20 protein-coding genes are annotated in these 23,235 nt (G+C 63.1%); 17 read left to right on the top strand and 3 right to left on the bottom strand.

Annotated features, from left to right (window positions below; translation table 11 throughout):
- Position 1: 1 nt before the first annotated feature.
- The 16 genes from LDO54_RS03920 (at position 2) to LDO54_RS03845 (ending at position 16,332) form a co-directional block, all read left to right on the top strand.
- Positions 2-1,789 (top strand): branched-chain amino acid ABC transporter ATP-binding protein/permease, encoded by a 1,788-nt coding sequence (locus tag LDO54_RS03920; RefSeq protein WP_224006664.1) that lies wholly within the window; start codon positions 2-4, stop codon positions 1,787-1,789.
- Positions 1,786-2,535 (top strand): ABC transporter ATP-binding protein, encoded by a 750-nt coding sequence (locus LDO54_RS03915; protein ID WP_224006661.1) that lies wholly within the window; start codon positions 1,786-1,788, stop codon positions 2,533-2,535. Before LDO54_RS03920 ends, LDO54_RS03915 begins: the two co-directional genes overlap by 4 nt.
- Positions 2,536-2,718: 183 nt before the next feature.
- Positions 2,719-4,677: a tRNA uridine-5-carboxymethylaminomethyl(34) synthesis enzyme MnmG gene (gene mnmG / locus LDO54_RS03910; RefSeq protein WP_224006658.1), complete on the top strand. Its 1,959-nt coding sequence runs from the start codon at positions 2,719-2,721 to the stop codon at positions 4,675-4,677.
- The gene (rsmG, locus tag LDO54_RS03905) at positions 4,674-5,372 is read left to right on the top strand and encodes a 16S rRNA (guanine(527)-N(7))-methyltransferase RsmG (RefSeq protein ID WP_224006655.1); all 699 of its coding nucleotides are present in this window, start codon (positions 4,674-4,676) and stop codon (positions 5,370-5,372) included. Before mnmG ends, rsmG begins: the two co-directional genes overlap by 4 nt.
- 118 nt (positions 5,373-5,490) lie before the next feature.
- Positions 5,491-6,261, top strand: a complete 771-nt coding sequence (locus LDO54_RS03900) for a ParA family protein (RefSeq protein ID WP_205992020.1) — start codon at positions 5,491-5,493, stop codon at positions 6,259-6,261.
- Positions 6,262-6,280: 19 nt separating this feature from the next.
- A complete protein-coding gene (locus LDO54_RS03895; RefSeq protein WP_224006652.1) occupies positions 6,281-7,168 on the top strand; it encodes a ParB/RepB/Spo0J family partition protein in 888 nt (295 codons plus the stop codon).
- Between the two features lie 51 nt (positions 7,169-7,219).
- Complete coding sequence (locus LDO54_RS03890) at positions 7,220-8,335, top strand: SLC13 family permease (protein ID WP_224006771.1); 1,116 nt, start codon at positions 7,220-7,222, stop codon at positions 8,333-8,335.
- A gap of 296 nt (positions 8,336-8,631) precedes the next feature.
- Positions 8,632-9,240: an ATP synthase subunit I gene (locus LDO54_RS03885; protein ID WP_224006649.1), complete on the top strand. Its 609-nt coding sequence runs from the start codon at positions 8,632-8,634 to the stop codon at positions 9,238-9,240.
- A 166-nt stretch (positions 9,241-9,406) separates the two neighbouring features.
- On the top strand, positions 9,407-10,258 hold the full coding sequence (atpB, locus tag LDO54_RS03880) for a F0F1 ATP synthase subunit A (protein WP_224006768.1): 852 nt from the start codon (positions 9,407-9,409) through the stop codon (positions 10,256-10,258).
- Between the two features lie 72 nt (positions 10,259-10,330).
- Positions 10,331-10,600 carry a F0F1 ATP synthase subunit C gene (gene atpE / locus LDO54_RS03875; RefSeq protein WP_028203308.1) on the top strand — a complete coding sequence of 90 codons (270 nt, stop codon included), beginning with the start codon at positions 10,331-10,333 and terminating at the stop codon, positions 10,598-10,600.
- 139 nt (positions 10,601-10,739) lie between these two features.
- Positions 10,740-11,210, top strand: coding sequence for a F0F1 ATP synthase subunit B (locus LDO54_RS03870; RefSeq protein ID WP_224006632.1), 471 nt, complete (start codon positions 10,740-10,742; stop codon positions 11,208-11,210).
- Positions 11,211-11,212: 2 nt separating this feature from the next.
- Positions 11,213-11,752: a F0F1 ATP synthase subunit delta gene (locus tag LDO54_RS03865; RefSeq protein ID WP_224006629.1), complete on the top strand. Its 540-nt coding sequence runs from the start codon at positions 11,213-11,215 to the stop codon at positions 11,750-11,752.
- 66 nt (positions 11,753-11,818) lie between these two features.
- Complete coding sequence (gene atpA / locus LDO54_RS03860; RefSeq protein ID WP_224006625.1) at positions 11,819-13,360, top strand: F0F1 ATP synthase subunit alpha; 1,542 nt, start codon at positions 11,819-11,821, stop codon at positions 13,358-13,360.
- Between the two features lie 87 nt (positions 13,361-13,447).
- On the top strand, positions 13,448-14,329 hold the full coding sequence (gene atpG / locus LDO54_RS03855) for a F0F1 ATP synthase subunit gamma (RefSeq protein WP_224006623.1): 882 nt from the start codon (positions 13,448-13,450) through the stop codon (positions 14,327-14,329).
- Between the two features lie 80 nt (positions 14,330-14,409).
- A complete protein-coding gene (atpD, locus tag LDO54_RS03850; RefSeq protein WP_224006620.1) occupies positions 14,410-15,804 on the top strand; it encodes a F0F1 ATP synthase subunit beta in 1,395 nt (464 codons plus the stop codon).
- A 102-nt stretch (positions 15,805-15,906) separates the two neighbouring features.
- Positions 15,907-16,332, top strand: coding sequence for a F0F1 ATP synthase subunit epsilon (locus LDO54_RS03845; protein WP_224006617.1), 426 nt, complete (start codon positions 15,907-15,909; stop codon positions 16,330-16,332).
- Between the two features lie 100 nt (positions 16,333-16,432).
- On the opposite strand, the gene LDO54_RS03840 is transcribed toward LDO54_RS03845, so the two are convergent.
- Complete coding sequence (locus LDO54_RS03840) at positions 16,433-19,270, bottom strand: hypothetical protein (RefSeq protein ID WP_224006614.1); 2,838 nt, start codon at positions 19,268-19,270, stop codon at positions 16,433-16,435.
- A gap of 501 nt (positions 19,271-19,771) precedes the next feature.
- Between LDO54_RS03840 and LDO54_RS03835 the strand changes: the two genes are divergently transcribed.
- Entirely contained in the window at positions 19,772-21,523 is a 1,752-nt protein-coding gene (locus tag LDO54_RS03835; RefSeq protein ID WP_224006612.1) for an AMP-binding protein, read from the top strand.
- 438 nt (positions 21,524-21,961) lie between these two features.
- Here the strand turns inward: LDO54_RS03835 and LDO54_RS03830 are convergent, their stop codons facing one another.
- Together LDO54_RS03830 and LDO54_RS03825 are read right to left on the bottom strand one after the other, a co-directional pair.
- Positions 21,962-22,222, bottom strand: a complete 261-nt coding sequence (locus tag LDO54_RS03830; protein WP_224006609.1) for a hypothetical protein — start codon at positions 22,220-22,222, stop codon at positions 21,962-21,964.
- Between the two features lie 128 nt (positions 22,223-22,350).
- The gene (locus LDO54_RS03825) at positions 22,351-23,187 is read right to left on the bottom strand and encodes a transporter substrate-binding domain-containing protein (protein WP_224006606.1); all 837 of its coding nucleotides are present in this window, start codon (positions 23,185-23,187) and stop codon (positions 22,351-22,353) included.
- Between the last annotated feature and the right edge of the window lie 48 nt (positions 23,188-23,235).

The raw sequence follows: 23,235 nt of genomic DNA, 5'->3' as shown, positions 1-23,235 counted from the left end.
GATGAAACGACTCGTTTTGCATAACCGCTTCTTCTGGCTGTTCCTCGTGGTGATGTTCGCGCTGCCGGTGCTGCCGGGCGGGGTGCGCGTGCCCGAATACTGGATCACGCTGCTCAACTACATCGGCCTCTATTCGATCGTGGCGATCGGGCTTGTGCTGCTCACCGGTATCGGCGGCATGACGAGCTTCGGGCAGGCCGCGTTCGTCGGGCTCGGCGCCTACGCGACCGCGTATCTGACGACGCAGTACGGCGTCTCGCCGTGGCTCGCGCTGATCGTCGGTGTGCTGATCACGGCGCTCGTCGCGCTCGTGCTGGGCCTCGTGACGATGCGTCTGTCGGGCCACTTCCTGCCGCTCGGCACGATCGCCTGGGGGCTCGCGCTGTTCTTCCTGTTCGGCAATCTCGACATGCTCGGCAAGTACGACGGCATCAACGGCATTCCCGTGCTCAACGTGTTCGGCGTCGAGCTGGAGTCCGGGCGGCATATCTACTACCTGATCTGGGTGGTGGTGCTGGCGTCGGTCGTGTCGGTGCAGAACCTGCTCAACAGCCGCACTGGCCGGGCGATTCGCGCGCTGCGCGGCGGCGGCCTGATGGCTGAGGCGATGGGCGTGAACACGGCCTGGATGCGCGTGGTGATCTTCGTCTACGCGGCGGTTCTGGCGGCCGTCTCGGGCTTCCTGTACGCACATTTGCAGCGCGCCGTGAACCCGACGCCGTTCGGCCTGAATCACGGCATCGAGTATCTGTTCATGGCCGTCGTGGGCGGCGTCGCGCACGTTTGGGGCGCGGTGCTGGGCGCGGCGATCCTGACGGTGCTGCAAGACTGGTTGCAGACGCTGTTGCCCAAGCTGCTCGGTGAGAACGGCAACTTCGAGATCATCGTGTTCGGCATTCTGATGGTGCTGCTGCTGCAATATGCGCGGCGCGGGGTCTGGCCGTTCGTGGCGCGCTTCTTCCCGCGCGGACCGCAGGCGCACGTGCCCGCGAATGCCGAGCCTTTGCCGCAACGCAGCAAGCCCGAGGCGGGCGAGATGCTGCTCACCGTCGACAAGGCGCGCAAGCAGTTCGGCGGGCTGGTCGCCGTCAACGACGTGAGTTTCGAGGTGAAAGCGGGGCAGATCATCGGTTTGATCGGCCCGAACGGCGCCGGGAAATCGACCACCTTCAACCTTGTCACCGGCGTGCTGCAGCCGACGAGCGGCGCCATCATGTTCCGCGGCGAGCGCATCGACCGGCTGACTTCACGTGAAATCGTCGCGCGCGGCATCGGCCGCACGTTCCAGCACGTCAAGCTGCTGCCGACGATGACGGTGCTGGAGAACGTCGCGATCGGTGCGCATCTGCGCGGCCACTCGGGCGTGCTGCGCAGCGTGGTGAAGCTCAACGCGGTGGAGGAGGGGCGGCTGATGAGCGAGGCGGCGAAGCAATTGCGCCGCGTGGGCCTGGAGCAGCATATGTACGACGAGGCCGGCAGTCTCGCGCTCGGTCAACAGCGGATTCTGGAAATCGCGCGCGCGCTGTGTTGCGATCCGACCTTGCTGCTGCTCGACGAGCCAGCGGCGGGGCTGCGTTATCAGGAGAAACAGCAGTTGGCCGCGTTGCTGCGCAAGTTGAGGGAAGAGGGGATGAGCGTGCTGCTGGTTGAACACGACATGGATTTCGTGATGAATCTCACCGACCGGCTGGTCGTGATGGAGTTCGGCACACGCATTGCCGAAGGCTTGCCGGAAGACGTGCAGAAGGATCCGGCCGTGCTCGAAGCTTATCTGGGCGGGGTGGAATGATGGCAACGCCCGTACTCGAAGTCTCCAACCTCGCGGTGCGCTACGGCAAGATCGAGGCGCTGCATCAGGCCGCCATCAAGGTGGGCGCGGGGCAGATCGTCTCGGTGATCGGCCCGAACGGCGCGGGCAAGTCGACGCTCTTGAACGCCATCATGGGCGCGTTGCCCCAGACCGGACATGCGAGCGGCCGGATTGCCTACCTCGGCGAGGAAATCGGCGCGCTGCCGATCGAGCGTCGTGTCGCGCGCGGCATGTGCCTCGTGCCCGAAAAGCGCGAGCTATTCGCCTCGATGACGGTCGAGGACAACCTCGTGCTTGGCGCGTATCGGCGCAAGCGGGCAGGGGAGCGCAACTTCCTCGATCAGCTCGATCACGTTTTTCAGCTGTTTCCGCGCTTGAAGGAGCGACGCGCGCAGGCGGCGGGCACGTTGTCGGGTGGCGAGCGGCAGATGTTGGCCGTCGGCCGCGCGCTGATGGGTAAGCCAGATCTGCTGATGCTCGACGAACCCAGCCTTGGACTCGCGCCGCTCATCGTGAAGGAGATCTTCCATATCATCAGCGCGCTGCGGCAGACGGGCGTCGCCACGCTGCTGATCGAGCAGAATGCACGCGCGGCTCTGCAGATCTCTGACTATGGCTATGTGCTGGAGACCGGTGATTTGGCGCTCGAAGGGCCGGCGAGCGAATTGGCGCAGAACCCGCGAGTGATCGAAACGTATCTGGGCTTGGCCAAGAAACCCGTCTGATCTCGTCAGTTTCTGCAGAACTGAGCGGCGTGTTTCACGTGAAACACGCCGCTTTTTTTTCGCGAAAGCGTGGAACGAAATTCGGGCGTGAACGGCCCAAAACCTGAAACCGTTATAATTCGCGCATACCACTTTTTCTGAGAAGGCTCACGCGGTCAATTTGTCCGTGCGTGAGGTCCCGCCATGCTTTTTCCAACAGAATTTGACGTAATTGTCGTCGGCGGCGGTCACGCCGGCACCGAGGCCGCGCTTGCCGCTGCCCGCATGGGCGTAAAGACGCTCCTGCTCACGCACAACATCGAGACGCTCGGTCAGATGAGCTGCAATCCGTCGATCGGCGGCATTGGCAAAGGCCATCTGGTCAAGGAAGTCGATGCACTCGGCGGCGCGATGGCCGCTGCGACGGACGAGGGCGGCATTCAGTTCCGTATCCTCAACTCGTCGAAGGGTCCCGCCGTGCGTGCGACGCGTGCCCAGGCTGACCGCATTCTGTACAAGGCCGCGATCCGCCATCGCCTGGAGAATCAGCCGAATCTGTGGCTGTTCCAGCAGGCCGTGGAAGACCTGATGGTCGAAGGCGACCGGGTAGTTGGCGCCGTGACGCAGGTTGGCCTGCGCTTCCGCGCGCGCGCTGTGGTGCTGACGGCCGGTACGTTCCTCGACGGCAAGATTCACGTGGGCCTCAACAACTACACGGGCGGCCGCGCTGGCGATCCCGCTGCGGTGACGTTGTCGGCGCGCCTGAAGGAATTGAAGCTGCCGCAGGGCCGCCTCAAGACCGGCACGCCGCCGCGTATCGACGGCCGCACGATCGACTTTTCGGTGCTCGAGGAGCAGCCGGGCGATCTCGATCCGGTGCCGGTGTTCTCGTTCCTTGGCCGCGCGGAGCAGCATCCGAAGCAGATCCCGTGCTGGGTCACGCATACCAATGAGCGCACGCACGACATCATTCGCGGCGGTCTCGACCGTTCGCCGATGTACACGGGCGTGATCGAGGGGGTGGGGCCGCGCTATTGCCCGTCGATTGAGGACAAGATCCATCGCTTTGCGTCGAAGGAGTCGCACCAGATCTATCTGGAGCCGGAAGGCCTGACGACGAACGAGTTCTACCCGAACGGAATCTCGACGAGCCTGCCGTTCGACGTTCAGTTGGAACTGGTGCACTCGATGCGCGGCCTTGAGCACGCGCACATCCTGCGCCCCGGCTATGCGATCGAGTACGACTATTTCGACCCGCGCGGCCTGAAGGCATCGCTGGAAACGAAGGTCATCAACGGTCTGTTTTTTGCGGGTCAGATCAACGGCACGACCGGCTACGAAGAAGCTGCGGCGCAAGGCTTGCTCGCGGGTATCAACGCCGGTCTGCAGGTGCAAGGCAAGGACTCATGGTGCCCGCGCCGTGATCAGGCTTACCTCGGCGTGCTGGTCGACGATCTGGTGACGCGTGGCGTCTCGGAGCCGTATCGCATGTTCACGAGCCGCGCGGAGTATCGCCTGAGCCTGCGCGAAGACAACGCCGATATGCGCCTGACCGAAATCGGCCGCGAACTCGGTGTCGTTGATGACGCGCGCTGGGACGCATTCAGCCGCAAGCGCGACGCTGTTTCACGTGAAACCGAACGCCTGAAGTCGACGTGGGTGAACCCCAAGACGCTGGGCGCGGAAGAGGCGACCGCTTTGCTCGGCAAGCCCATTGACCACGAATACAATCTCGCAGACTTGCTGCGCCGTCCGGGCGTGAGCTACGACGGCGTGTGCGGCCTGCGCGGCGGCGCATGCGGCCCCGAAGTGCCGCTTGCCGACGACGAGGTCCTGCTCGCGCAGATCAAGGAACAGATCGAGATCGGCGTCAAATATCAGGGCTATATCGATCGTCAGGCCGACGAGATCGAGCGCAACGGCACGCACGAGAACACGCGTCTGCCCGAAGGCATCGATTACGCGGAAGTGCGCGGTCTCTCGTTCGAAGCACGCCAGAAGCTCGATCAGTTCCGCCCGGAAACCATCGGTCAGGCCTCGCGTATCTCGGGCATCACGCCCGCCGCGATTTCGCTGCTGATGGTGCATCTCAAGCGTGGCCTCGGCCGTCGCCGCCAGAAGCCCGCCGATTCGGGTAACGACACGACGCCGGTGGCTCAATGAGCGGCCGCGCACGTCAACCCGGTATCGCCGATCGCGGCGCACTCGCGCAGATGCTGAAAGAGGGCGCTCAAGCGCTCTCCATCGAATTGAGCGAGCGGCAGCACGAACAACTGCTGGACTACGTCGCCTTGCTCGTGAAATGGAACGCCGTCTACAACCTGACGGCGATTCGCGACCCGCGCCAGATGCTGATCCAGCACATCCTCGATTCGCTTTCGATCGTGCCGCATCTACCTTCACGTGAAAACGCCGCCGTGCTCGATGTAGGTTCGGGCGGCGGCTTGCCGGGCATCGTGCTCGCGATCGTGCGCCCCGACTGGCAGGTCACGCTGAACGACATCGTGCAGAAGAAGTCGGCGTTTCAGTCGCAGGCGAAGGCTGAACTCGGCCTCGCGAATCTCTCGGTGGTGACCGGACGAGTCGAATCGCTGCGACCTGGTGTCGAAGTTCCGAAAAAATTCGATCTGATCGTCTCGCGGGCATTCGCGGAACTGGCCGATTTCGTTACACTGGCCCGTCACCTCGTTGCGGACGGCGGCGCGATCTGGGCGATGAAGGGTGTGCGTCCCGAAGGCGAGATTGAACGCTTGCCGGAAGGCGCGACGGCAGTCCAGACGATTCGCCTCGCCGTGCCGATGCTCGACGCCGAACGGCACCTGACGGAAGTCACCGTCGAACCGGTTGCGGCAGCCTGAGTGCGGCTTGAGATATCGCGTAGGCAAGTTCGTTGGCCGATCGGCCGAGTAGTGCGGCAGGGTTGTGCGCGCTATAACGTAAGCAAACTTTTTAAGGCAGTAAAGGGACACCCAAAAGATGGCAAAAATCTTCTGCGTTGCGAACCAGAAGGGCGGCGTCGGCAAGACGACGACAACGGTCAATCTCGCCGCGAGCCTCGCATCGCAGGGACAACGTGTCCTTCTCATCGACCTCGACCCGCAAGGCAATGCCACGATGGGCAGCGGCATCGACAAGGCGGCGTGCGAGTACACCGTCTATGAAGTGCTGGTCGACGGCATTACCGTGCCGCAGGCGCGTACGAGCCCGGAGCAGGTGGGCTACGACGTGCTGCCGGCCAACCGCGAGCTCGCCGGCGCCGAAGTGGAGCTGGTCTCCGTGGAACAGCGCGAGCGACGCCTGAAGAACGCGCTCGCGCAGGTGGACGATCAATACGACTTCGTGCTGATCGACTGCCCGCCCGCGCTCTCGCTGCTCACGCTTAATGGCTTGTGCGCGGCGCATGGCGTCGTGATCCCGATGCAGTGCGAGTACTTCGCGCTCGAAGGTCTGTCGGATCTCGTGAACACCATCAAGCAGGTGCACGCGAACATGAATCGCGACCTGAAGGTGATCGGGCTTTTGCGCGTGATGTTCGATCCGCGCATCACGCTGCAGCAGCAGGTTTCCGAGCAACTCAAGGAGCACTTTGGCGACAAGGTGTTCGACGCCGTGATCCCGCGCAATGTGCGGCTTGCGGAGGCGCCCAGCTACGGTTTGCCGGGCGTGGTGTTCGATCGCGCGTCGCGCGGCGCGCAGGCCTATGTGCAATTCGGCGCGGAAATGATCGAGCGCGTACGCGCACTCTGACGCAGACTGGAGAAGCACGATGAACGCAGTAGCACGGAAGAAGGGGCTGGGTCGAGGACTGGAAGCGCTGCTCGGCGGCAGCGCGGACATCACCGAGGCGGTGAAGATCGAGGGCGCGCCCAACACGCTGCCGCTCACGCAGATGCAGGCGGGCAAGTATCAGCCGCGTACGCGCATGGACGAGGGCGCGCTGCAGGAGCTGGCCGCGAGCATTCGCGCGCAGGGTTTGATGCAGCCGATTCTCGTGCGTCCGGTTAGCGCGGATCGCTACGAGATCATCGCGGGTGAGCGACGTTTTCGCGCGGCGCACATCGCCGGGCTGACCGAGGTGCCGGTGCTCGTGAAGGACGTGCCCGATCAGGCCGCCGCCGCGATGGCGCTGATCGAGAACATCCAGCGCGAAGACCTGAATCCGCTCGAAGAGGCGCAGGGTATCCAGCGTCTGCTCGACGAGTTCAGTTTCACGCACGAACAGGCGGCGGAGTCGGTGGGGCGCTCGCGCAGCGCCGTGTCGAATCTGCTGCGTCTGCTGAACCTGGCTGCACCGGTGCAGACCATGTTGCTCGCGGGCGACCTGGACATGGGACATGCGCGCGCGCTGCTCGCGGTCGATGCCGCGACGCAGATCACGCTTGCGAACCAGGTGGTCAACAAGCGCATGTCGGTGCGTGAAACCGAGAAGCTCGTTTCGGCGACGACCAAGGCCGCACCCGCGGTGAAGGCGAAGGCTGCGCACGACGGCGGCCGCGACACGCGCCGCCTCGAAGAAGAACTGTCGGACTTGTTGTCCGCCACGGTGAAGATCAAGCTCGGCCGGCGCGGTCGCGGTCAGCTTAGCGTTGACTTCGGCGATCTCGATGCACTTGACGGCATTTTGCTGCGTTTGCGCGGCGAAGCCGCCGTTTGACGCACGTTCGCGCCCAAGGTGCAGGAGCCTGACGCCGCGCAACGCGGCCCCCTGAGTCTGCTGCGCCGGGTCGGCGCGTTCGCGGCGGCAGAGCCGGTGCTGACGATACTCGTCGCCGCGCTCGTGCTGCTGCAGGTTTTCGCGCCGCGCGCGTGGAGCACGCTGCCCGCGCTCGTCGACTGGCAAACAGTGATGACGCTCGCGGGCCTGCTCATTCTCACGAAGGCCATCGAATATTCAGGATTCCTGACCTGGGTTGCGCACAAACTCGTGCATCGCATCCGCTCCGAGCGCGCGCTGGCGTTTCTGCTGATCGGTCTGGCGGCGGCCCTGTCGACGGTCGTGACCAACGACGTCGCGCTGTTCGTCGTCGTGCCGCTGGTGTTGTCGCTGCACAAATTGACGCCATTGCCCCTGAAGCGGCTCGTGATCGTCATCGCGCTCGCTGTGAACGCGGGCTCCATCCTGACGCCGCTCGGCAATCCGCAAAACCTGTTTCTCTGGCAATTGAGTGGTGCGGCATTTGGTCGCTTCGTCGCCGCACTGGCGCCGCTGTGCGCGGTGCTGATGGCGATGTTGTTCGCGCTGGCCGCGTTTCTTTTCAGGCCAAAAACGCTCGATCTGAGCCGCGACGCCGAGGCGCATGGCGTCGATCGCGCGCTGGCCGGTGTCGCGGCCGTCCTCTTCGTGGCGTTCGTGCTGCTCGCCGACGCGCATCGCGCCGGCATCGCCCTCGCGGGCGTCGCCGCCGGTTTCCTGATCTGGCGCGCGCGCATCGTGCTGAAGATCGACTGGCTGCTGCTGCTGATCTTCGTGCTGATGTTCATCGTCCTGCGCAGCGCGGCGGCGCTGCCGTGGATCCATCACGCGCTGGAAGGCCTCGCGCTGCAGACGCCGCTACGCGCCTATCTGGCCGGCGCCGTGCTCTCTCAGGCCATCAGCAACGTGCCGGCGGCCATCGTGCTCGCGGGCTTCACGCACGACTGGCGCGCGCTGGCATTCGGCGTGAGCGTCGGCGGCTTCGGTCTCGCGATCGGCTCGCTCGCGAACCTGATCGCCGTGCGTCTGTCGGGCGAGCGCGGCGTCTGGCTGCCGTTCCACCTCATCGCGATCCCGTTCTGGTTCGCTGCGACAATTTGCGGCGGCCTGCTGTTGTATTTTTTCTGACAGAAATGAAACAGATCAGCGACATGAGCGTCGTTACAAGGTAAAATCGCGCCCCGTTTTGCCTGGCTCTCCTGAGTGCAAACCGTGTGTCGAACGCTCCCTTACATTTTCCGTTACCCCGCGGGTAATGGCGCGTTTTCCGCATGATGAAGTAGCATTTCACGGGTGTTATTGAGCGGGCTAAAGTCTTGAATTGGCTGCAACTATCGCTTACAATCGCCCGGATTTATTTGGTTGGCGATGCTGTAAGCACGTTGTAATAAAACGCGCGAAAGGCAAATATCCGGAATAACGCGATGGTGGGTCAGAGGCCAGACGAAGCGCCGCAGGCGCATGAAGGGCCCGATGGTCCGCGTAGCGCGAGCGAAGCATCCCGCCGGGGGCAGGATGCAGGGACGGATAAGGCAGGAGCCGCAGGTTCGCGTGGCGATCACAACGAACGCTGGGACCAGTTGGACGCCGATCAGCAAGATAACAACGACATCGTTCCGCTCACCCGGATTGAGGCCGAGCAGCTGTTCGGCGCACAGGTGAGTCGCCCATCGCGCGTCACGCCGTTTCGCGTCGTGGCGGCGCAAGTGGTTTTGTCCCTGGTTGCTACGTTGTTGTGGTGGCTGTTTTATAAGCCACCGGTTGCGGCTGCGCCGAGCAGTGTGCCGCTCTCCGCGTTGCTGGGTGGAGCGATCTGCTGGGTGCCCGGAGCGTTGTTCGCGGCCCGCCTCAAGCAGTTGAGCGGCGCCGGCACCGTAATGAACTGGATGCTCGGTGAAGCATTCAAGATGGGGGCGACGATTGCGATGTTCGTCGCCATCGCGTTCTGGTATCGCGACGTGCAGTGGATTCCGCTGCTCATCACGTACCTGATCGCACTGAAGACATACTGGATCGCGCTCGCGTGGCGCTGAATCCCGCCAACATCGCGCCGCCTGCGGGCGTAGAGGCGATGGAGGCGAAGATCAGCTGGCCCATGCGGAGCAGATAAGACACGATCCGCGGCGGTGCGTTCCCGCAAACTGGTAGGTGCGGGAACGGCCGGAAACGATTTTCGACAATTTGGGTGGTTTTAACGATATGGCAGCCAGCGAAGGAACGCGCGCTCTGGATCCGTCCGAGTACATTGCGCACCACTTGCAGAATTTTTCCACCTCGCATCAGACGTCGATCGTCGATTTCCACGTCTGGAACATCGACACGCTGTTCTGGTCGATCCTGTGCGGCCTCGCCACCATCCTGCTGCTGTTTGTCGCCGCGCGTAAGGCTACGTCCGGCGTGCCGGGCCGCTTCCAGTGCGCCATCGAAATGCTGGTCGAAATGGTCGAAGACCAGTCGAAGTCCATCATTCACGGCAACCGCAAATTCATCGCTCCGCTGGCCCTGACGGTCTTCGTCTGGGTGGCGCTGATGAACTGCCTCGACTTCATCCCCGTCGACCTGCCGGGCCGCGTGATCGGCTGGCTGGGTCTGTCCGAAGCACTCCCGCACCAGCGCATCGTCCCGACCGCCGACCTCAACGGCACGTTCGGCATCGCGCTCGGCGTGTTCGTGCTGATGATCTATTACAACCTCAAGATCAAGGGCCCCGGCGGCTTCGTTCACGAGCTGCTGTCGGCTCCGTTCGGCTCGCATCCGCTGCTGTGGATCCCGAACCTTGCACTCAACATCATCGAATTCGTCGCCAAGACGGTTTCGCTCGCCCTGCGGTTGTTCGGCAACATGTATGCAGGCGAACTGCTGTTCCTGCTGATCGCCCTGCTGGGCAGTCTGTGGACCTTCGGCGCGGATTCGACGGTGCTTGGCTTCATCGGCCACGTGATTGCGGGCAGCGTCTGGGCGATCTTCCACATTCTGATCGTTCTGCTGCAGGCGTTCATTTTCATGATGCTGACGCTGGTGTACATCGGCCAGGCACACGACAGCCACTAAACGGCGGTCGTACCAGATTTGCAGTTTAAGTTTTAAATCCCCAGTTCCAGAAAATCTCACAAAGGAGTGATCATGCAAGCTTTCATCGCCAACATCCAGGGTTTCACGGCCATCGGTATCGGCATCATCATCGGCCTGGGTGCAATCGGCGCCTGTATCGGTATCGGCCTGATGGGCGGCAAGTACATCGAAGCGTGCGCACGTCAGCCTGAACTGATGAACCCGCTGCAAACGAAGATGTTCCTGCTGGCTGGTCTGATCGATGCAGCGTTCCTGATTGGCGTGGGTGTTGCAATGCTGTTCGCGTTCGCTAACCCGCTGCTCTCGAAGCTCGCGGGCTAAGTTCCCTGGAAGGTTGCGCCTGATCTATAACGGTTAAGGGCGCATGGCGGAACGGGAGACGAGGCGCTGATCGAGTTTCACAACCGATGAGCGCCTTGCCGTTTCAATTCCCCGGAATAGCAACGTTTAAGGAAACACCGTGAATCTCAACGCAACCCTGTTTGCGCAAATGGTCGTGTTCCTGATCCTCGCGTGGTTCACGATGAAGTTCGTGTGGCCGCCGTTGATCAACGCCCTCGACGAGCGCTCGAAGAAGATCGCGGACGGCCTCGCCGCTGCGGAAAAGGGCAAGGCGGAACTCGAAGCCGCGCATAAGCGCGTGGGCGAGGAACTCGCTACGGCCCGTAACGAGGGCCAAAACCGCATTGCCGACGCGGAAAAGCGCGCTCTCGCAGTCGCTGAAGAAATCAAGGCCCAGGCCCACGCCGAAGCAGCGCGCATCATCGCGCAAGCGAAGGCCGACGCGGACCAGCAAGTCGTCAAGGCACGCGAAGTTCTGCGCGCTGAAGTCGCCGCGCTCGCCGTGCAAGGCGCCGAGCAGATCCTGAAGCGCGAAGTCGATCAGTCGGCACATGCCGAACTGCTGAATCAACTGAAAGCCGAGCTCTGATCATGGCCGAACTTGCAACCATCGCCCGCCCGTACGCAGAAGCCCTGTTTGGCGTGGCCGAAGCTGGTGACACCGCCGCCTGGTCCACGCTCGTTACGGAGCTGGCACAGGTTGCGGCCATGTCCGACGTGCTGTCGGTCGCGACGAGCCCGAAAGTAAGCCATGCCCAGGTCGTCGAGCTGCTGCTCGCGGCGGTGAAGTCCCCGCTCAAGGATTCGGCCGAGGCCAGGAACCTCGTCCAGATGCTGGTCGCGAATCACCGCCTGGAACTGCTGCCGGAAATCCACGCACAGTTCGAAGCGCTCAAGAATGCGAAGGCCGGTGCGGCCGACGCGCTGATCGTCAGCGCGTTCCCGCTCGAAGGCACCCAGTTGAACGACCTCGTGGCCAGCCTCGAACGCAAGTTCAAATGCAAGCTGAAGCCCACCGTTGAAATCGACAAGTCGCTGATTGGCGGCGTGCGCGTCACGGTCGGCGACGAAGTGCTCGATACCTCGGTCCGCGCGCGGCTCGCCAGCATGCAGGTGGCTCTGACCGCTTGAGCGTCCCGGTGAACACACCGAACGCAGCGGCTGGCACGCAACAGAATTGAACATCAGGAGCGAATAATGCAACTCAATCCCTCTGAGATCAGCGAGCTGATCAAGAGCCGGATCCAGGGCCTTGAAGCGAGCGCAGACGTTCGCAACCAGGGCACCGTGATCTCCGTGACCGACGGCATCGTGCGCATCCACGGCCTGTCGGACGTGATGCAAGGCGAAATGCTCGAATTCCCGGGCAACACCTTCGGTCTCGCGCTGAACCTCGAGCGTGACTCGGTCGGCGCCGTGATTCTCGGTGAATACGAACACATTTCGGAAGGCGACATCGTCAAGACGACGGGCCGCATTCTGGAAGTCCCGGTTGGCCCGGAACTGATCGGCCGCGTGGTCGATCCGCTCGGCAACCCGATCGACGGCAAGGGCCCGATCAACGCCAAGGCGACCGACGCGATCGAAAAGATCGCTCCGGGCGTGATCTGGCGTGAAGGCGTGTCGCAGCCGGTGCAAACCGGTCTGAAGTCGATCGACGCAATGGTGCCGATCGGCCGTGGCCAGCGTGAGCTGATTATCGGCGACCGTCAGTGCGGCAAGACCGCAGTGGCCGTCGACACGATCATCAACCAGAAGGGCAAGGACCTGATCTGTATCTACGTCGCCATCGGCCAGAAGGCGTCGTCGATCCAGAACGTGCTGCGCAAGCTCGAAGAAACCGGCGCGATCGAGTACACGATCGTCGTGGCGGCTTCGGCTTCGGAATCGGCTGCGCTGCAGTACCTCGCACCGTACGCCGGCTGCACGATGGGCGAATACTTCCGCGATCGCGGTCAAGACGCCCTGATCATTTATGACGATCTGACCAAGCAAGCCTGGGCCTATCGCCAGATCTCGCTGCTGCTGCGCCGCCCGCCGGGCCGCGAAGCTTACCCCGGCGACGTGTTCTATCTCCACTCGCGTCTGCTCGAGCGCGCTGCACGCGTGTCGGCCGACTACGTCGAGAAGTTCACGAACGGCGAAGTCAAGGGCAAGACGGGTTCGCTGACGGCACTGCCGATCATCGAAACGCAGGCAGGCGACGTCACGGCATTCGTTCCGACGAACGTGATCTCGATTACCGACGGCCAGATCTTCCTGGAAACCGACCTGTTCAACGCAGGCATCCGCCCGGCAATCAACGCCGGCGTGTCGGTGTCGCGTGTTGGCGGTGCGGCTCAGACCAAGGTCGTGAAGAAGCTGTCGGGCGGTATCCGTACCGACCTCGCGCAGTACCGTGAACTGGCGGCATTCGCCCAGTTCGCCTCGGACCTCGACGAAGCGACCCGCAAGCAGCTCGAGCGCGGCCGCCGCGTGACGGAACTGCTCAAGCAGCCGCAGTATCAGCCGCTGCAGGTCTGGGAACTGGCGGTTGCGCTGTTCTCGGCCAACAACGGCTACCTCGACGACATCGACGTCAAGGACGTCCTGCCGTTCGAAAAGGGCCTGCGCGAATACCTGAAGTCGAAGCACGCCGACCTCGTCGCGCGCATCGAGGACAAGAAGGACCTGTCGAAGGACGACGAGAACGCGCTGCACGCGGTTCTCAAGGACTTCAAGAAGTCCGGCGCATATTGATCCGTCCGGGAATCAATCTAGATAAACGGACATTGGGGCGGCGCGGCGTTCGGTGAATCCCGCTCCGCTTCGATCAAGGAGCAAGCAATGGCTGGAATGAAGGAAATTCGCGGCAAGATCAAGAGCGTGCAAAACACGCGCAAGATCACCAAGGCGATGGAAATGGTCGCGGCGTCGAAAATGCGCCGTGCCCAGGAGCGCATGCGCGCCGCCCGCCCGTATGCCGACAAGGTCCGCGACATCGCTGCGCACATGAGCCGTGCGAACCCCGAGTATCGCCACCCGTTCATGGTGGAAAACAACGATGCGAAGGTCGCCGGCGTGATTCTCGTCACCACGGACAAGGGTCTGTGCGGCGGGATGAACACCAACGTGCTGCGCGCGACGCTGCAGAAGTTCAAGGATCTGGAAGCATCCGGCACGTCGATCGAAGCTACGGCGATCGGCAGCAAGGGCCTCGGTTTCCTGAACCGTCTGCGCGCGAAAGTCGTCTCGAATGTCGTGCAACTCGGCGACACGCCGCATCTGGAAAAGCTGATCGGCGCCATCAAGGTGCAGCTCGACCAGTACTCGGAAGGCAAGCTTTCGGCGGTGTACCTCGCGTACACGCGCTTCGTCAACACGATGAAGCAGGAGCCGGTGATCGAGCAGCTGCTGCCGCTGTCGGCCGAGCGCCTGGAAAGCAACGACGACGGCACGACGCCGAAGTCGGCGTGGGACTACATCTACGAGCCGGACGCGCAAACCGTCGTGGACGAACTGCTGGTCCGCTATGTCGAAGCTTTGGTCTATCAGGCCGTGGCGGAAAACATGGCGTCGGAGCAGTCGGCCCGTATGGTCGCGATGAAGGCGGCGTCGGACAACGCGAAGACGGTCATCAACGAACTGCAGCTCTCGTACAACAAGAGCCGCCAGGCCGCGATTACGAAGGAACTTTCGGAAATCGTCGGCGGCGCAGCAGCCGTCTGATAGTCGCGAACCGATTGCGAAACCGCGCCGGTGTTGAACCGGTGGGCGAGTGAAGAATTCAGGTATCTAAAGGAAAATCGATGAGTACAACTGCTTTGGTAGAAGGCAAGATCGTACAGTGCATCGGCGCGGTGATCGACGTGGAATTCCCGCGCGAGACCATGCCGAAGATCTACGACGCGCTGATTCTCGACGGGTCGGAACTGACCCTGGAAGTGCAGCAGCAGCTGGGCGACGGCGTTGTCCGCACCATCTGTCTGGGTGCGTCGGACGGCCTGCGTCGCGGCACCGTGGTGAAGAACACGGGCAAGCCCATCAGCGTGCCGGTCGGCAAGCCGACCCTCGGCCGCATCATGGACGTGCTCGGCCGTCCGATCGACGAAGCCGGCCCGATCGTCAGCGAAACGACGCGCGCGATCCACCAGAAGGCTCCGGCGTTCGAAGATCTGTCGCCGTCGGCTGAACTGCTCGAAACCGGCATCAAGGTTATCGACCTGATCTGCCCGTTCGCAAAGGGCGGCAAGGTTGGCCTGTTCGGTGGTGCTGGCGTGGGCAAGACCGTCAACATGATGGAGCTCATCAACAACATCGCGAAGGAGCACGGCGGTTTCTCCGTGTTCGCGGGCGTGGGCGAGCGTACCCGTGAGGGCAACGACTTCTACCACGAAATGAAGGACTCGAACGTTCTCGACAAGGTCGCGCTGGTCTACGGCCAGATGAACGAGCCGCCGGGCAACCGTCTGCGCGTCGCGCTGACCGGTCTGACGATGGCCGAGCACTTCCGTGACGAAGGCCTCGACGTGCTGTTCTTCGTCGACAACATCTACCGTTTCACGCTGGCTGGCACGGAAGTGTCGGCGCTGCTCGGCCGTATGCCGTCGGCAGTGGGCTATCAGCCGACGCTGGCTGAAGAAATGGGCAAGCTGCAAGAGCGCATCACGTCGACCAAGAAGGGCTCGATTACGTCGGTTCAGGCCGTGTACGTCCCTGCGGATGACTTGACCGACCCGTCGCCGGCTACGACCTTCGGCCACCTGGACGCAACCGTCGTGCTGTCGCGTGACATCGCCTCGCTGGGTATCTACCCGGCAGTCGACCCGCTCGATTCGACCTCGCGCCAGATCGACCCGAACGTGATCGGTGAAGAGCACTACTCGATCACGCGCCGCGTGCAACAGACGCTCCAGCGCTACAAGGAACTGCGTGACATCATCGCAATTCTGGGCATGGACGAACTGTCGCCGGAAGACAAGCTGACCGTCGCCCGCGCACGTAAGATCCAGCGTTTCCTGTCGCAGCCGTTCCACGTCGCGGAAGTCTTCACGGGCTCGCCGGGCAAGTACGTGCCGCTGAAGGAAACCATCCGCGGCTTCAAGATGATCGTCGAAGGCGAGTGCGATCACCTGCCGGAGCAGGCGTTCTACATGGTCGGCACGATCGACGAAGCCTTCGAAAAGGCCAAGAAGATCCAGTAAGGGTCGCGTTGCAGGCAAAGAGGCGAGATTTGTCGCGCGGGTTTCCATCAGCGTTGATCGGTCTCGCCGCCGCAACCCCTTGACCCCAGGAGTTCGACACATATGGCAGCAACCATCAAGGTAGACGTCGTCAGCGCCGAAGAGAGCATCTATGACGGCCAGGCGAAGTTCGTCGCGCTTCCGGGTGAAGCCGGCGAGCTGGGCATTCTGCCTGGCCACACGCCGCTCATCACGCGGATTCGTCCGGGTGCGGTGCGCATCGTCGGTGAAAGTGGCGACGAAGAGTTCGTGTTCGTTGCAGGCGGCATTCTCGAAGTGCAGCCGGGCGCCGTGACGGTGCTCGCCGACACCGCGATCCGCGGCAAGGATCTCGACGAAGCGAAGGCCGCCGAAGCGCGCAAGCGCGCTGAAGAGGCGCTGCAGAACGCCGGCTCGAACCTCGAGTACGCCACCGCGCAGGCCGAACTGGCCTACGCCGTTGCGCAACTCGCGGCGATCCAGCGTCTGCGCAAGCAACACCAGCATTGATTCCCGCACGCGCCTTCGCGGCGCGTGCGACCGAATCGAAAAGGCTCCCCGGCCGTTGCGCCGGGGAGCCTTTTTTTCATGCGCGCACGCTGGCTGACGCTTAGCCGCGTCCGCTGTCGTTGAGCACCTCGACGCGCATCACGCCCTGGCGCTCCGCCAACGAGCGCGGATTGGAGAACAGGTAGTCGCCGACCTGCACGTGCTTGAGGATCAGCGCGCGGCCTGCGGGCGTGAGCTTGGGTTCGGCGAGCAGGGCGTCGAGATCGGCTTCGGTGATGCGGCGCTGATGCTCGTTGTCGCGCCAGTCCTCGCCCTGACGCAGCGCACCCTGAAGCTTGAATTCCGAGGTGAACATCAGCGCGCCGTTGAGGCCGTAGACGCTCATGCTGATCGGCATGATGCCGTTGTCGTAGACGTCCTGCGACACGATCTCGTGGATAAACACGTTATTGCCCGACGTGAAGCCATCGAACCGCACCGTGCCGCCCGGACCCGTCACGCCGAGACGCACGATCGCGCGGTCATTGCCGTTGCCGCTATTGCGGACGTCGGAGAGCGGCAGCACGCCCCGATACGAGCTCGTGGCGATAAACAGGATGCCTTCCTTTTCCTTCGCTTGAGCGCCGGGCGTGAAGCGTTTCTCGATCTGCACGCTCAACGACTTGTTGATGCCCACGACCTCGACCAGCGAGGTTTGCGCGCCGATCTCGAAGGCCACCGCGCCATCGATGTCGTCGACGGGCGCGCGGCGCTCGCCATCGATCAGCGCCGTGAAGTCCCAGCCGGTGCGCTGGAAGTAGTGCAGCGAGACGCCGTCGTCGTCGCGCGCGATCACGAATTCGTAGAGCCAGTACTGGCCGGGTTCGAGCTGCAATTCCACGGCGTTCGCGCCCACCACCGTGAGCACGCCGCCGATGAGTTTGCTCGTGTCGACCGCGCCGTCGGCCAGCGCGATGTCGCCGTAATGCGTGCCCGCTGGCACGACGCCGAACGCATACTGAATCGTGTCGTCGGGATTCGAATAGCCGTTGGCATCGGCGCCCGGCACGCCGGCCCAGATCTTCTTCGTGAGCCGCAGCTTGCCCTTCTTGCCGTTGTTGTTCGTCACCTCGACGCGCATCACGCCCTGGCGCTGATAGAAGTAATTCTGGTTCGTGAACAGCCAGTCGCCGACGTGCATATTCGCGCGGATCAACGCGCGCCCGGCTTCGGTGAACTTCGGGCTGCTCAGTAACGCGTTCAGTTCCTCCGCGGTAATTTCGTGCGCATCGGGGAACCCGGCGCTGAACCAGAACGAGCCGTCGAGCTGATGCACGTCCATTTTCTCGGGCCGCACGCCCGCGTCGTAGCTCGCCTTGGGCACGACTTCGTGAATGAACACGTTGTTGCCCGAGACGAAGCCGTCGAGCCGCACCTTGCCGTCTGCGCCCGTGACGCCGAGACGCACAACCGCGTTGCCGTCGAAATTCTCGGATCCCAGTTGCGTCAGACCGCGGTAGGAACTCGTGGCGAAGAACAGCACGCCGCTCGTGCGGCCGGTGCCCGCGCTCATGCGCTTGTCGATCTCGACGCACAGTGATTTGTTGATGCCGACGATGTTCACGTCCACCACATTCGCGCCGATCTCGAACGCGACGGCGCCGTCGATATCGTCGACCGGCGCGTGTCGCACGCCATCGAGCAGCGCCGTGTAATCCCAGCCGCCACGCTGCGAATAGCGCGGCGAAACGCCGTCGGGATCGCGGCCGATCACAAACTCGTAGAGCCAGTATTGGCCGGGTTCGAGCATCAGCTCGACCGTGTTCGCGCCGACCACCGTCAACACGCCGCCGATCAGCTTGCTGGTGTCGACCGCGCCGTCGACCAGCGCGATCTCGCTGTAGTGCGTGCCCGCCGGCACGACGCCGAACGCGTACTGGATCGTATCGGCGGGATCGGAATAGCCGTTGGCGTCGGAGCCCGGCACGCCCGCCCAGATTTTCTTCGACAGCCGCAGCTTGCCCTTCTTGCCGGTGTTGTTCGTCACCTCGACGCGCACCAGCCCCTGACGCTCGGCAAAGTAGTTCTGGTTCGTGAACAGCCAGTCGCCCACGTGCAGGTTCGCGCGGATCAGCGCGCGCCCGGCAGTCGTGAACTTGGGATTGGCGAGCAGCGCGTCGAGTTCAACCTGGGTGACTTCGTGCGCATCCGGGAATCCCGCGCTGTACCAGAACGAGCCGTCGAGCCGGTGCACGTCCATTTTCTCGGGCCGCACGCCCGCGTCGTAACTCGCCTTGGGCACGACTTCGTGGATGAACACGTTGTTGCCCGAGGTGAAGCCGTCGAGCCGCACCTTGCCGTCCACGCCCGTCACGCCGAGACGCACCACGGCTTTGTCGTCGAAAAACGGCGAGCCCAGCTGCGTGAGGCCAAGATACGAACTCGTGCCGAAGAACAGCACGCCGTTCGTGCGCCCCGTGCCGCTGCTCAAGCGCTTGTCGATCTGCACGCACACCGATTTGTTGATGCCGACGATGCTCAATTCGCGCGTTTGCGCACCGACCTCGAACAGCACGGCGCCGTCGATGTCGTCGACCGGCGCGCGTCGTTCGCCGTCGACGAGCGCCGTGAAGTCCCAGCCGCCGCGCTGCGAATAGCGCGGCGAGACGCCGTCGGCATCGCGGCCGATCACGAATTCGTAGAGCCAGTAGCGCCCGGGTGCGAGTTCCAGAGAGGTCTTGTTGTCGCCTGTCACGATCAGGACGCCGCCGGTCAGTTTGCGCGCGTCGACCGAGCCGTCCGCGTTCGCGAAGTCGCGGAAATGCGTGCCTTCCGGCACGACGCCGAACGCGTACTGGATCGTGTCGGCGGGATCGGAATAGCCGTTGGCGTCGGAGCCGGGCACAGCGGCCCAGATTTTCTTCGTGAGGATGAGGCGGCAATAAGCGGTGGTGTTCATCGAGACTCCAGGTGGCGAAATTTCCTACGCATCAAGTTGATAAGAACTACGAACTAATAGGCCGAAGTCAAAACTTCGTTAGACGTCTGAAAAGCAGCGGCGATTGCATTACGAAACGTCGTTAAAGTCCATCAGACGTTTGAGAGAGCGTGACGCGATGTCGCAATGCGGCGGGGGAAAAGCGCCAAAACTTGCGCGGGAATAAGCCAGAGAGGCGACCCGCAGCGCGCAGATCACCAGCGGAAAACGAGTCGAAGCGCGCCGGAGCGCACCGAAGCGCCGGTCGCCGCGTGCCGGTCGGCAAGCCGGGAACAAACTACTTGACGTTTACGGAAAGGTAATGCGAAATCATGCCTTCGAGCGTGCCGCCGCGCGGCGCTGCGCCCGGGCCTGGCAGCCTGCGCTGCGGGTAAAACTTGATGCCGCCGCCGCCCGTCGCGGTGGAGAATAGATTTCAAAATCATTTCAACGGGAGCGCGACTCCCGCAGGAGACAGCCACCATGGCAATCGACGCAGCACGCGCGGCGGCCGCGCGCGAAGCGCTCATCGCGCCGCAGGACGGTCTTTCCTACGTGCGCGGCACGACCGCCACGCCGCTCTCCGACGCCACCATCGGTGATTTCCTGCGCGAAACCGTCAGCCGGTTCCCCGAGCGGCCCGCCGTGGTGTTTCGCGAGCAGGGCATTCGCTGGAGTTGGCGTGAGTTCGCGACCGAAGTCGACGTGATGGCGGCAGGTCTCGCGGAGTTGGGCATCGAGAAGGGCGATCGCGTGGGCATCTGGTCGCCCAATCGCTGCGAATGGCTGCTCACGCAGTTCGCGACCGCGCGCCTCGGCGCGGTGCTCGTCAACATCAATCCGGCTTACCGGCTCGCGGAGCTCGAATACGCGCTGAACAAGGTCGGCTGCAAGGCCATCGTGGCGGCGGAAAGCTTCAAGACCTCGAAGTATCTGGAGATGCTGCAGACGCTCGCGCCGGAACTCGCGAGCGCGCAGCCCGGCGATCTGCACGCGGCGCGGCTGCCCGCGCTGCGCACGGTGATCCGCATGTGCGACACCGCCTCGCCCGGCATGCTCAACTTCAGCGAGCTGATCGAACTGGGCCGCGAGCGGCTCGCGCGCGACGGCACGGCCTGGCTCGACGCGCTGGGCGCCACGCTCTCGCCCGACGATCCGATCAACATCCAGTTCACGAGCGGCACGACCGGCAACCCGAAGGGCGCGACGCTCACGCACCGCAACGTCGTCAACAATGGCCGCTTCATTGCGATGGCCATGCGTTTGAGCGAGGACGATTCGCTCTGTATCCCGGTGCCGCTTTATCACTGTTTCGGCATGGTGCTCGCGGTGCTCGCGTGCGTGTCGGTCGGCGCGAACATGGTGTTTCCCGGCGAGGCTTTCGATCCGCGCGCGACGCTCGAAGCCGTGTCCGAGGAAGGCTGCACGGCGCTGCATGGCGTGCCGACGATGTTCATCGCCGAGCTCGATCACCCGGACTTCGCGAAGTTCGATCTGTCGCGCCTGCGCACGGGCATCATGGCCGGTTCGCCGTGTCCGATCGAAACGATGAAGCGCGTGGTCTCGAAGATGCATCTGGCCGAGATCACCATCGCCTACGGCATGACGGAGACGAGCCCGGTCTCGTTCCAGAGCGCGACCACCGATCCGCTCGACAAGCGCACGACCACGGTGGGCCGCATCCAGCCGCATCTCGAAGTGAAGATCGTCGATCCGCTCGGCAACGTCGTGCCGGTGGGCGAGACGGGCGAGTTGTGCACGCGCGGCTATTCGGTGATGTGCGGCTACTGGGGCGATGAGGCCCGGACGGCGGAATCGATCATCGACGGCTGGATGCACACGGGCGACCTCGCGACGCTCGACACCGAAGGCTACTGCAACATCGTGGGCCGCCTGAAGGACATGCTGATTCGCGGCGGCGAGAACATCTATCCGCGCGAGATCGAGGAGTTCCTGTTCCGGCATCCGAAGGTGCAGACCGTGCAGGTGTTCGGCGTGCCGGACGCGAAGTACGGCGAGGAAGTCTGCGCGTGGATCGTGCTGCGTCCGGGCGAGGCCGCGACGGCCGAGGAGATCCAGACGTTCTGCCAGGGGCAGATTGCGCACTACAAGATCCCGAAGTACATCCGTTTCGTCGACGAACTGCCGATGACGGTGACGGGCAAGGTGCAGAAGTTCGTGATGCGCGCACAGATGATCGACGAACTGAAGATCAGCGAGCCGAAGACGGCGTGAGCGGGCAAGAAGGGGCGGCGAGGCCGCCGCTCCTTTTGGGCTTCACGGCGCGTCTGTGCGGACAAAAGATAATCGGGATGCCGAATCAATCGCGCGGATATGCGAGTGCGCAAACCGTCAAAAGATCGGAAAAACGTGGGAAAAACCGAGGGAAAACGAGAGGGAAGGGAAAACGCGGACGAAAAAAAAGCGGGCCTGGAGCCCGCTAAAAACCACACGCTACGGGGTTAGCGCGAGGAGACCAAAGGAGGAGCCGGCTGATGAAACGTACGAGACGCCGGTCACGGCTCCAGCAAGGATGCCCCTAAGGAGGGCTTCGGCATAAAGCCGACCGGCTGGTGTATCGTGTCCGCTCACACTTGCACCAAGCCACATCCGTGTTGAAACCGTTGAAGGCATTGTGGGCGAATTAATGAACCTTCGCGGTAACAAAGTGTTTCAGGTTGTAACGCCCGCCAGATAAGGCTCCGCGGGATTTTTTGCCGTCCTGAGCGTTTTCGAGCCGTCATTTTTACCGGCATTTTCGGGCGCTGTCAGACCGCGCGCAAACGTTAGCGTCGAGCGAAATTCCTTTCGCATGAAGAAAGTCCCGCCATGCGGGCGATACGCCGTTTCTGTCACCTGAGCGCCGCGCGTATCGCGGCGGATGCATGCGGCATCCGCACATCGTCGCGCGCGCATCGTTTGCGCGACGATCATGTGGCGGTGCAACGAGTCGTTGCAACTCGTCATATCGTTTAACGAATGAGCGAGCGGTGCGAGCCGCGTCAGTGACGCAAGCCGCATCGATGCTTCATGAGTCTACGCCTCGGCAAGATCCTTGGCGCTCACTTCAGCCACTTGTCCGAGATCGACTGATACTCGCCGCTCGCGCGCGCGAGATGCAGCCATTGATCGACGTACTGCTGGAACACGACGTCGCCGCGCGGCACCATCCACGCTTTCTCGCCGTACTGGAACGGCTTGTCGGGATGCACCGAGCACAGGCCCGGATTGAGCTTCTGCTGCAGGAGCGTTTCGGAGGCGTCGGTCACCATGACATCGGCCTTACCCGCGAGGATCTGCTTGAAGATCGTCACGTTGTCGGGATACACGGTGAGGTTCGCGTGCGGAAAGAACTGCTTCGCGAAGCGCTCGTTCGTGCCGCCCGGATTCACGATCACGCGCGTGCCGGGCTGATCGATCTGCGCGACGCTCTGATACTTGTTCACGTCGTCGCAGCGCACGATGGGCGTCTTGCCGTCGACCTGATACGCCTCGGTGAAGAACGCGCGCTTCTGACGTTCGAGCGTGGTCGAGACGCCGCCCACCGCGACGTCGCACTTCGCGAGGAAGTCGGTCATGAGGTTGGACCACGTGGTCTTCACGAACTCGGCCTTCACGCCCAGCGACTTCGCGAGCGACTCCGCCATGTCGATGTCGATGCCTTCGAACGTGCCATCCGGCTTGTAGAACGAGTAGGGCTTGTAGTCGCCGGTCGTGCAGGCGCGCAGCGTGCCGCGCGCGAGCACATCGTCGAGGCGCGAGGGCGCGGCGGCGTTTGGATTCGGACTCGGGGCCGCACCGGGATTCGACTGCGCGAATGCGCTCGGTGTGCCCGCGAGCGCGGCCAGCAAGGCGGCGACGAGCGCGCCAGTGGCGGCGAGCGCCTTGTTCTTCTTCATGCTGCGTGTCTCCTCGTCCTTTGTTGGACGCGATGTATTGATTCGGAA

It is taken from the genome of Paraburkholderia tropica (assembly GCF_914484835.1).
Classification (GTDB): domain Bacteria; phylum Pseudomonadota; class Gammaproteobacteria; order Burkholderiales; family Burkholderiaceae; genus Paraburkholderia; species Paraburkholderia tropica_A.
Note: the sequence above shows the minus strand (reverse complement) of the source record. Positions and strands in the feature narration are given on the sequence as shown.

What these genes read in the sequence shown, in the direction of transcription:
- atpB (WP_224006768.1), top strand. Translation starts at nt 9,407, where the DNA reads ATGGCAGCCAGCGAAGGAACGCGCGCTCTGGATCCGTCCGAGTACATT.
- LDO54_RS03885 (WP_224006649.1), top strand. Translation starts at nt 8,632, where the DNA reads ATGGTGGGTCAGAGGCCAGACGAAGCGCCGCAGGCGCATGAAGGGCCC.
- LDO54_RS03915 (WP_224006661.1), top strand. Translation starts at nt 1,786, where the DNA reads ATGATGGCAACGCCCGTACTCGAAGTCTCCAACCTCGCGGTGCGCTAC.
- LDO54_RS03920 (WP_224006664.1), top strand. Translation starts at nt 2, where the DNA reads ATGAAACGACTCGTTTTGCATAACCGCTTCTTCTGGCTGTTCCTCGTG.
- LDO54_RS03845 (WP_224006617.1), top strand. Translation starts at nt 15,907, where the DNA reads ATGGCAGCAACCATCAAGGTAGACGTCGTCAGCGCCGAAGAGAGCATC.
- atpA (WP_224006625.1), top strand. Translation starts at nt 11,819, where the DNA reads ATGCAACTCAATCCCTCTGAGATCAGCGAGCTGATCAAGAGCCGGATC.
- LDO54_RS03840 (WP_224006614.1), bottom strand. Translation starts at nt 19,270, where the DNA reads ATGAACACCACCGCTTATTGCCGCCTCATCCTCACGAAGAAAATCTGG.
- LDO54_RS03825 (WP_224006606.1), bottom strand. Translation starts at nt 23,187, where the DNA reads ATGAAGAAGAACAAGGCGCTCGCCGCCACTGGCGCGCTCGTCGCCGCC.
- LDO54_RS03830 (WP_224006609.1), bottom strand. Translation starts at nt 22,222, where the DNA reads ATGATCGTCGCGCAAACGATGCGCGCGCGACGATGTGCGGATGCCGCA.
- LDO54_RS03835 (WP_224006612.1), top strand. Translation starts at nt 19,772, where the DNA reads ATGGCAATCGACGCAGCACGCGCGGCGGCCGCGCGCGAAGCGCTCATC.
- LDO54_RS03900 (WP_205992020.1), top strand. Translation starts at nt 5,491, where the DNA reads ATGGCAAAAATCTTCTGCGTTGCGAACCAGAAGGGCGGCGTCGGCAAG.
- atpG (WP_224006623.1), top strand. Translation starts at nt 13,448, where the DNA reads ATGGCTGGAATGAAGGAAATTCGCGGCAAGATCAAGAGCGTGCAAAAC.
- atpD (WP_224006620.1), top strand. Translation starts at nt 14,410, where the DNA reads ATGAGTACAACTGCTTTGGTAGAAGGCAAGATCGTACAGTGCATCGGC.
- rsmG (WP_224006655.1), top strand. Translation starts at nt 4,674, where the DNA reads ATGAGCGGCCGCGCACGTCAACCCGGTATCGCCGATCGCGGCGCACTC.
- LDO54_RS03865 (WP_224006629.1), top strand. Translation starts at nt 11,213, where the DNA reads ATGGCCGAACTTGCAACCATCGCCCGCCCGTACGCAGAAGCCCTGTTT.
- atpE (WP_028203308.1), top strand. Translation starts at nt 10,331, where the DNA reads ATGCAAGCTTTCATCGCCAACATCCAGGGTTTCACGGCCATCGGTATC.
- LDO54_RS03895 (WP_224006652.1), top strand. Translation starts at nt 6,281, where the DNA reads ATGAACGCAGTAGCACGGAAGAAGGGGCTGGGTCGAGGACTGGAAGCG.
- mnmG (WP_224006658.1), top strand. Translation starts at nt 2,719, where the DNA reads ATGCTTTTTCCAACAGAATTTGACGTAATTGTCGTCGGCGGCGGTCAC.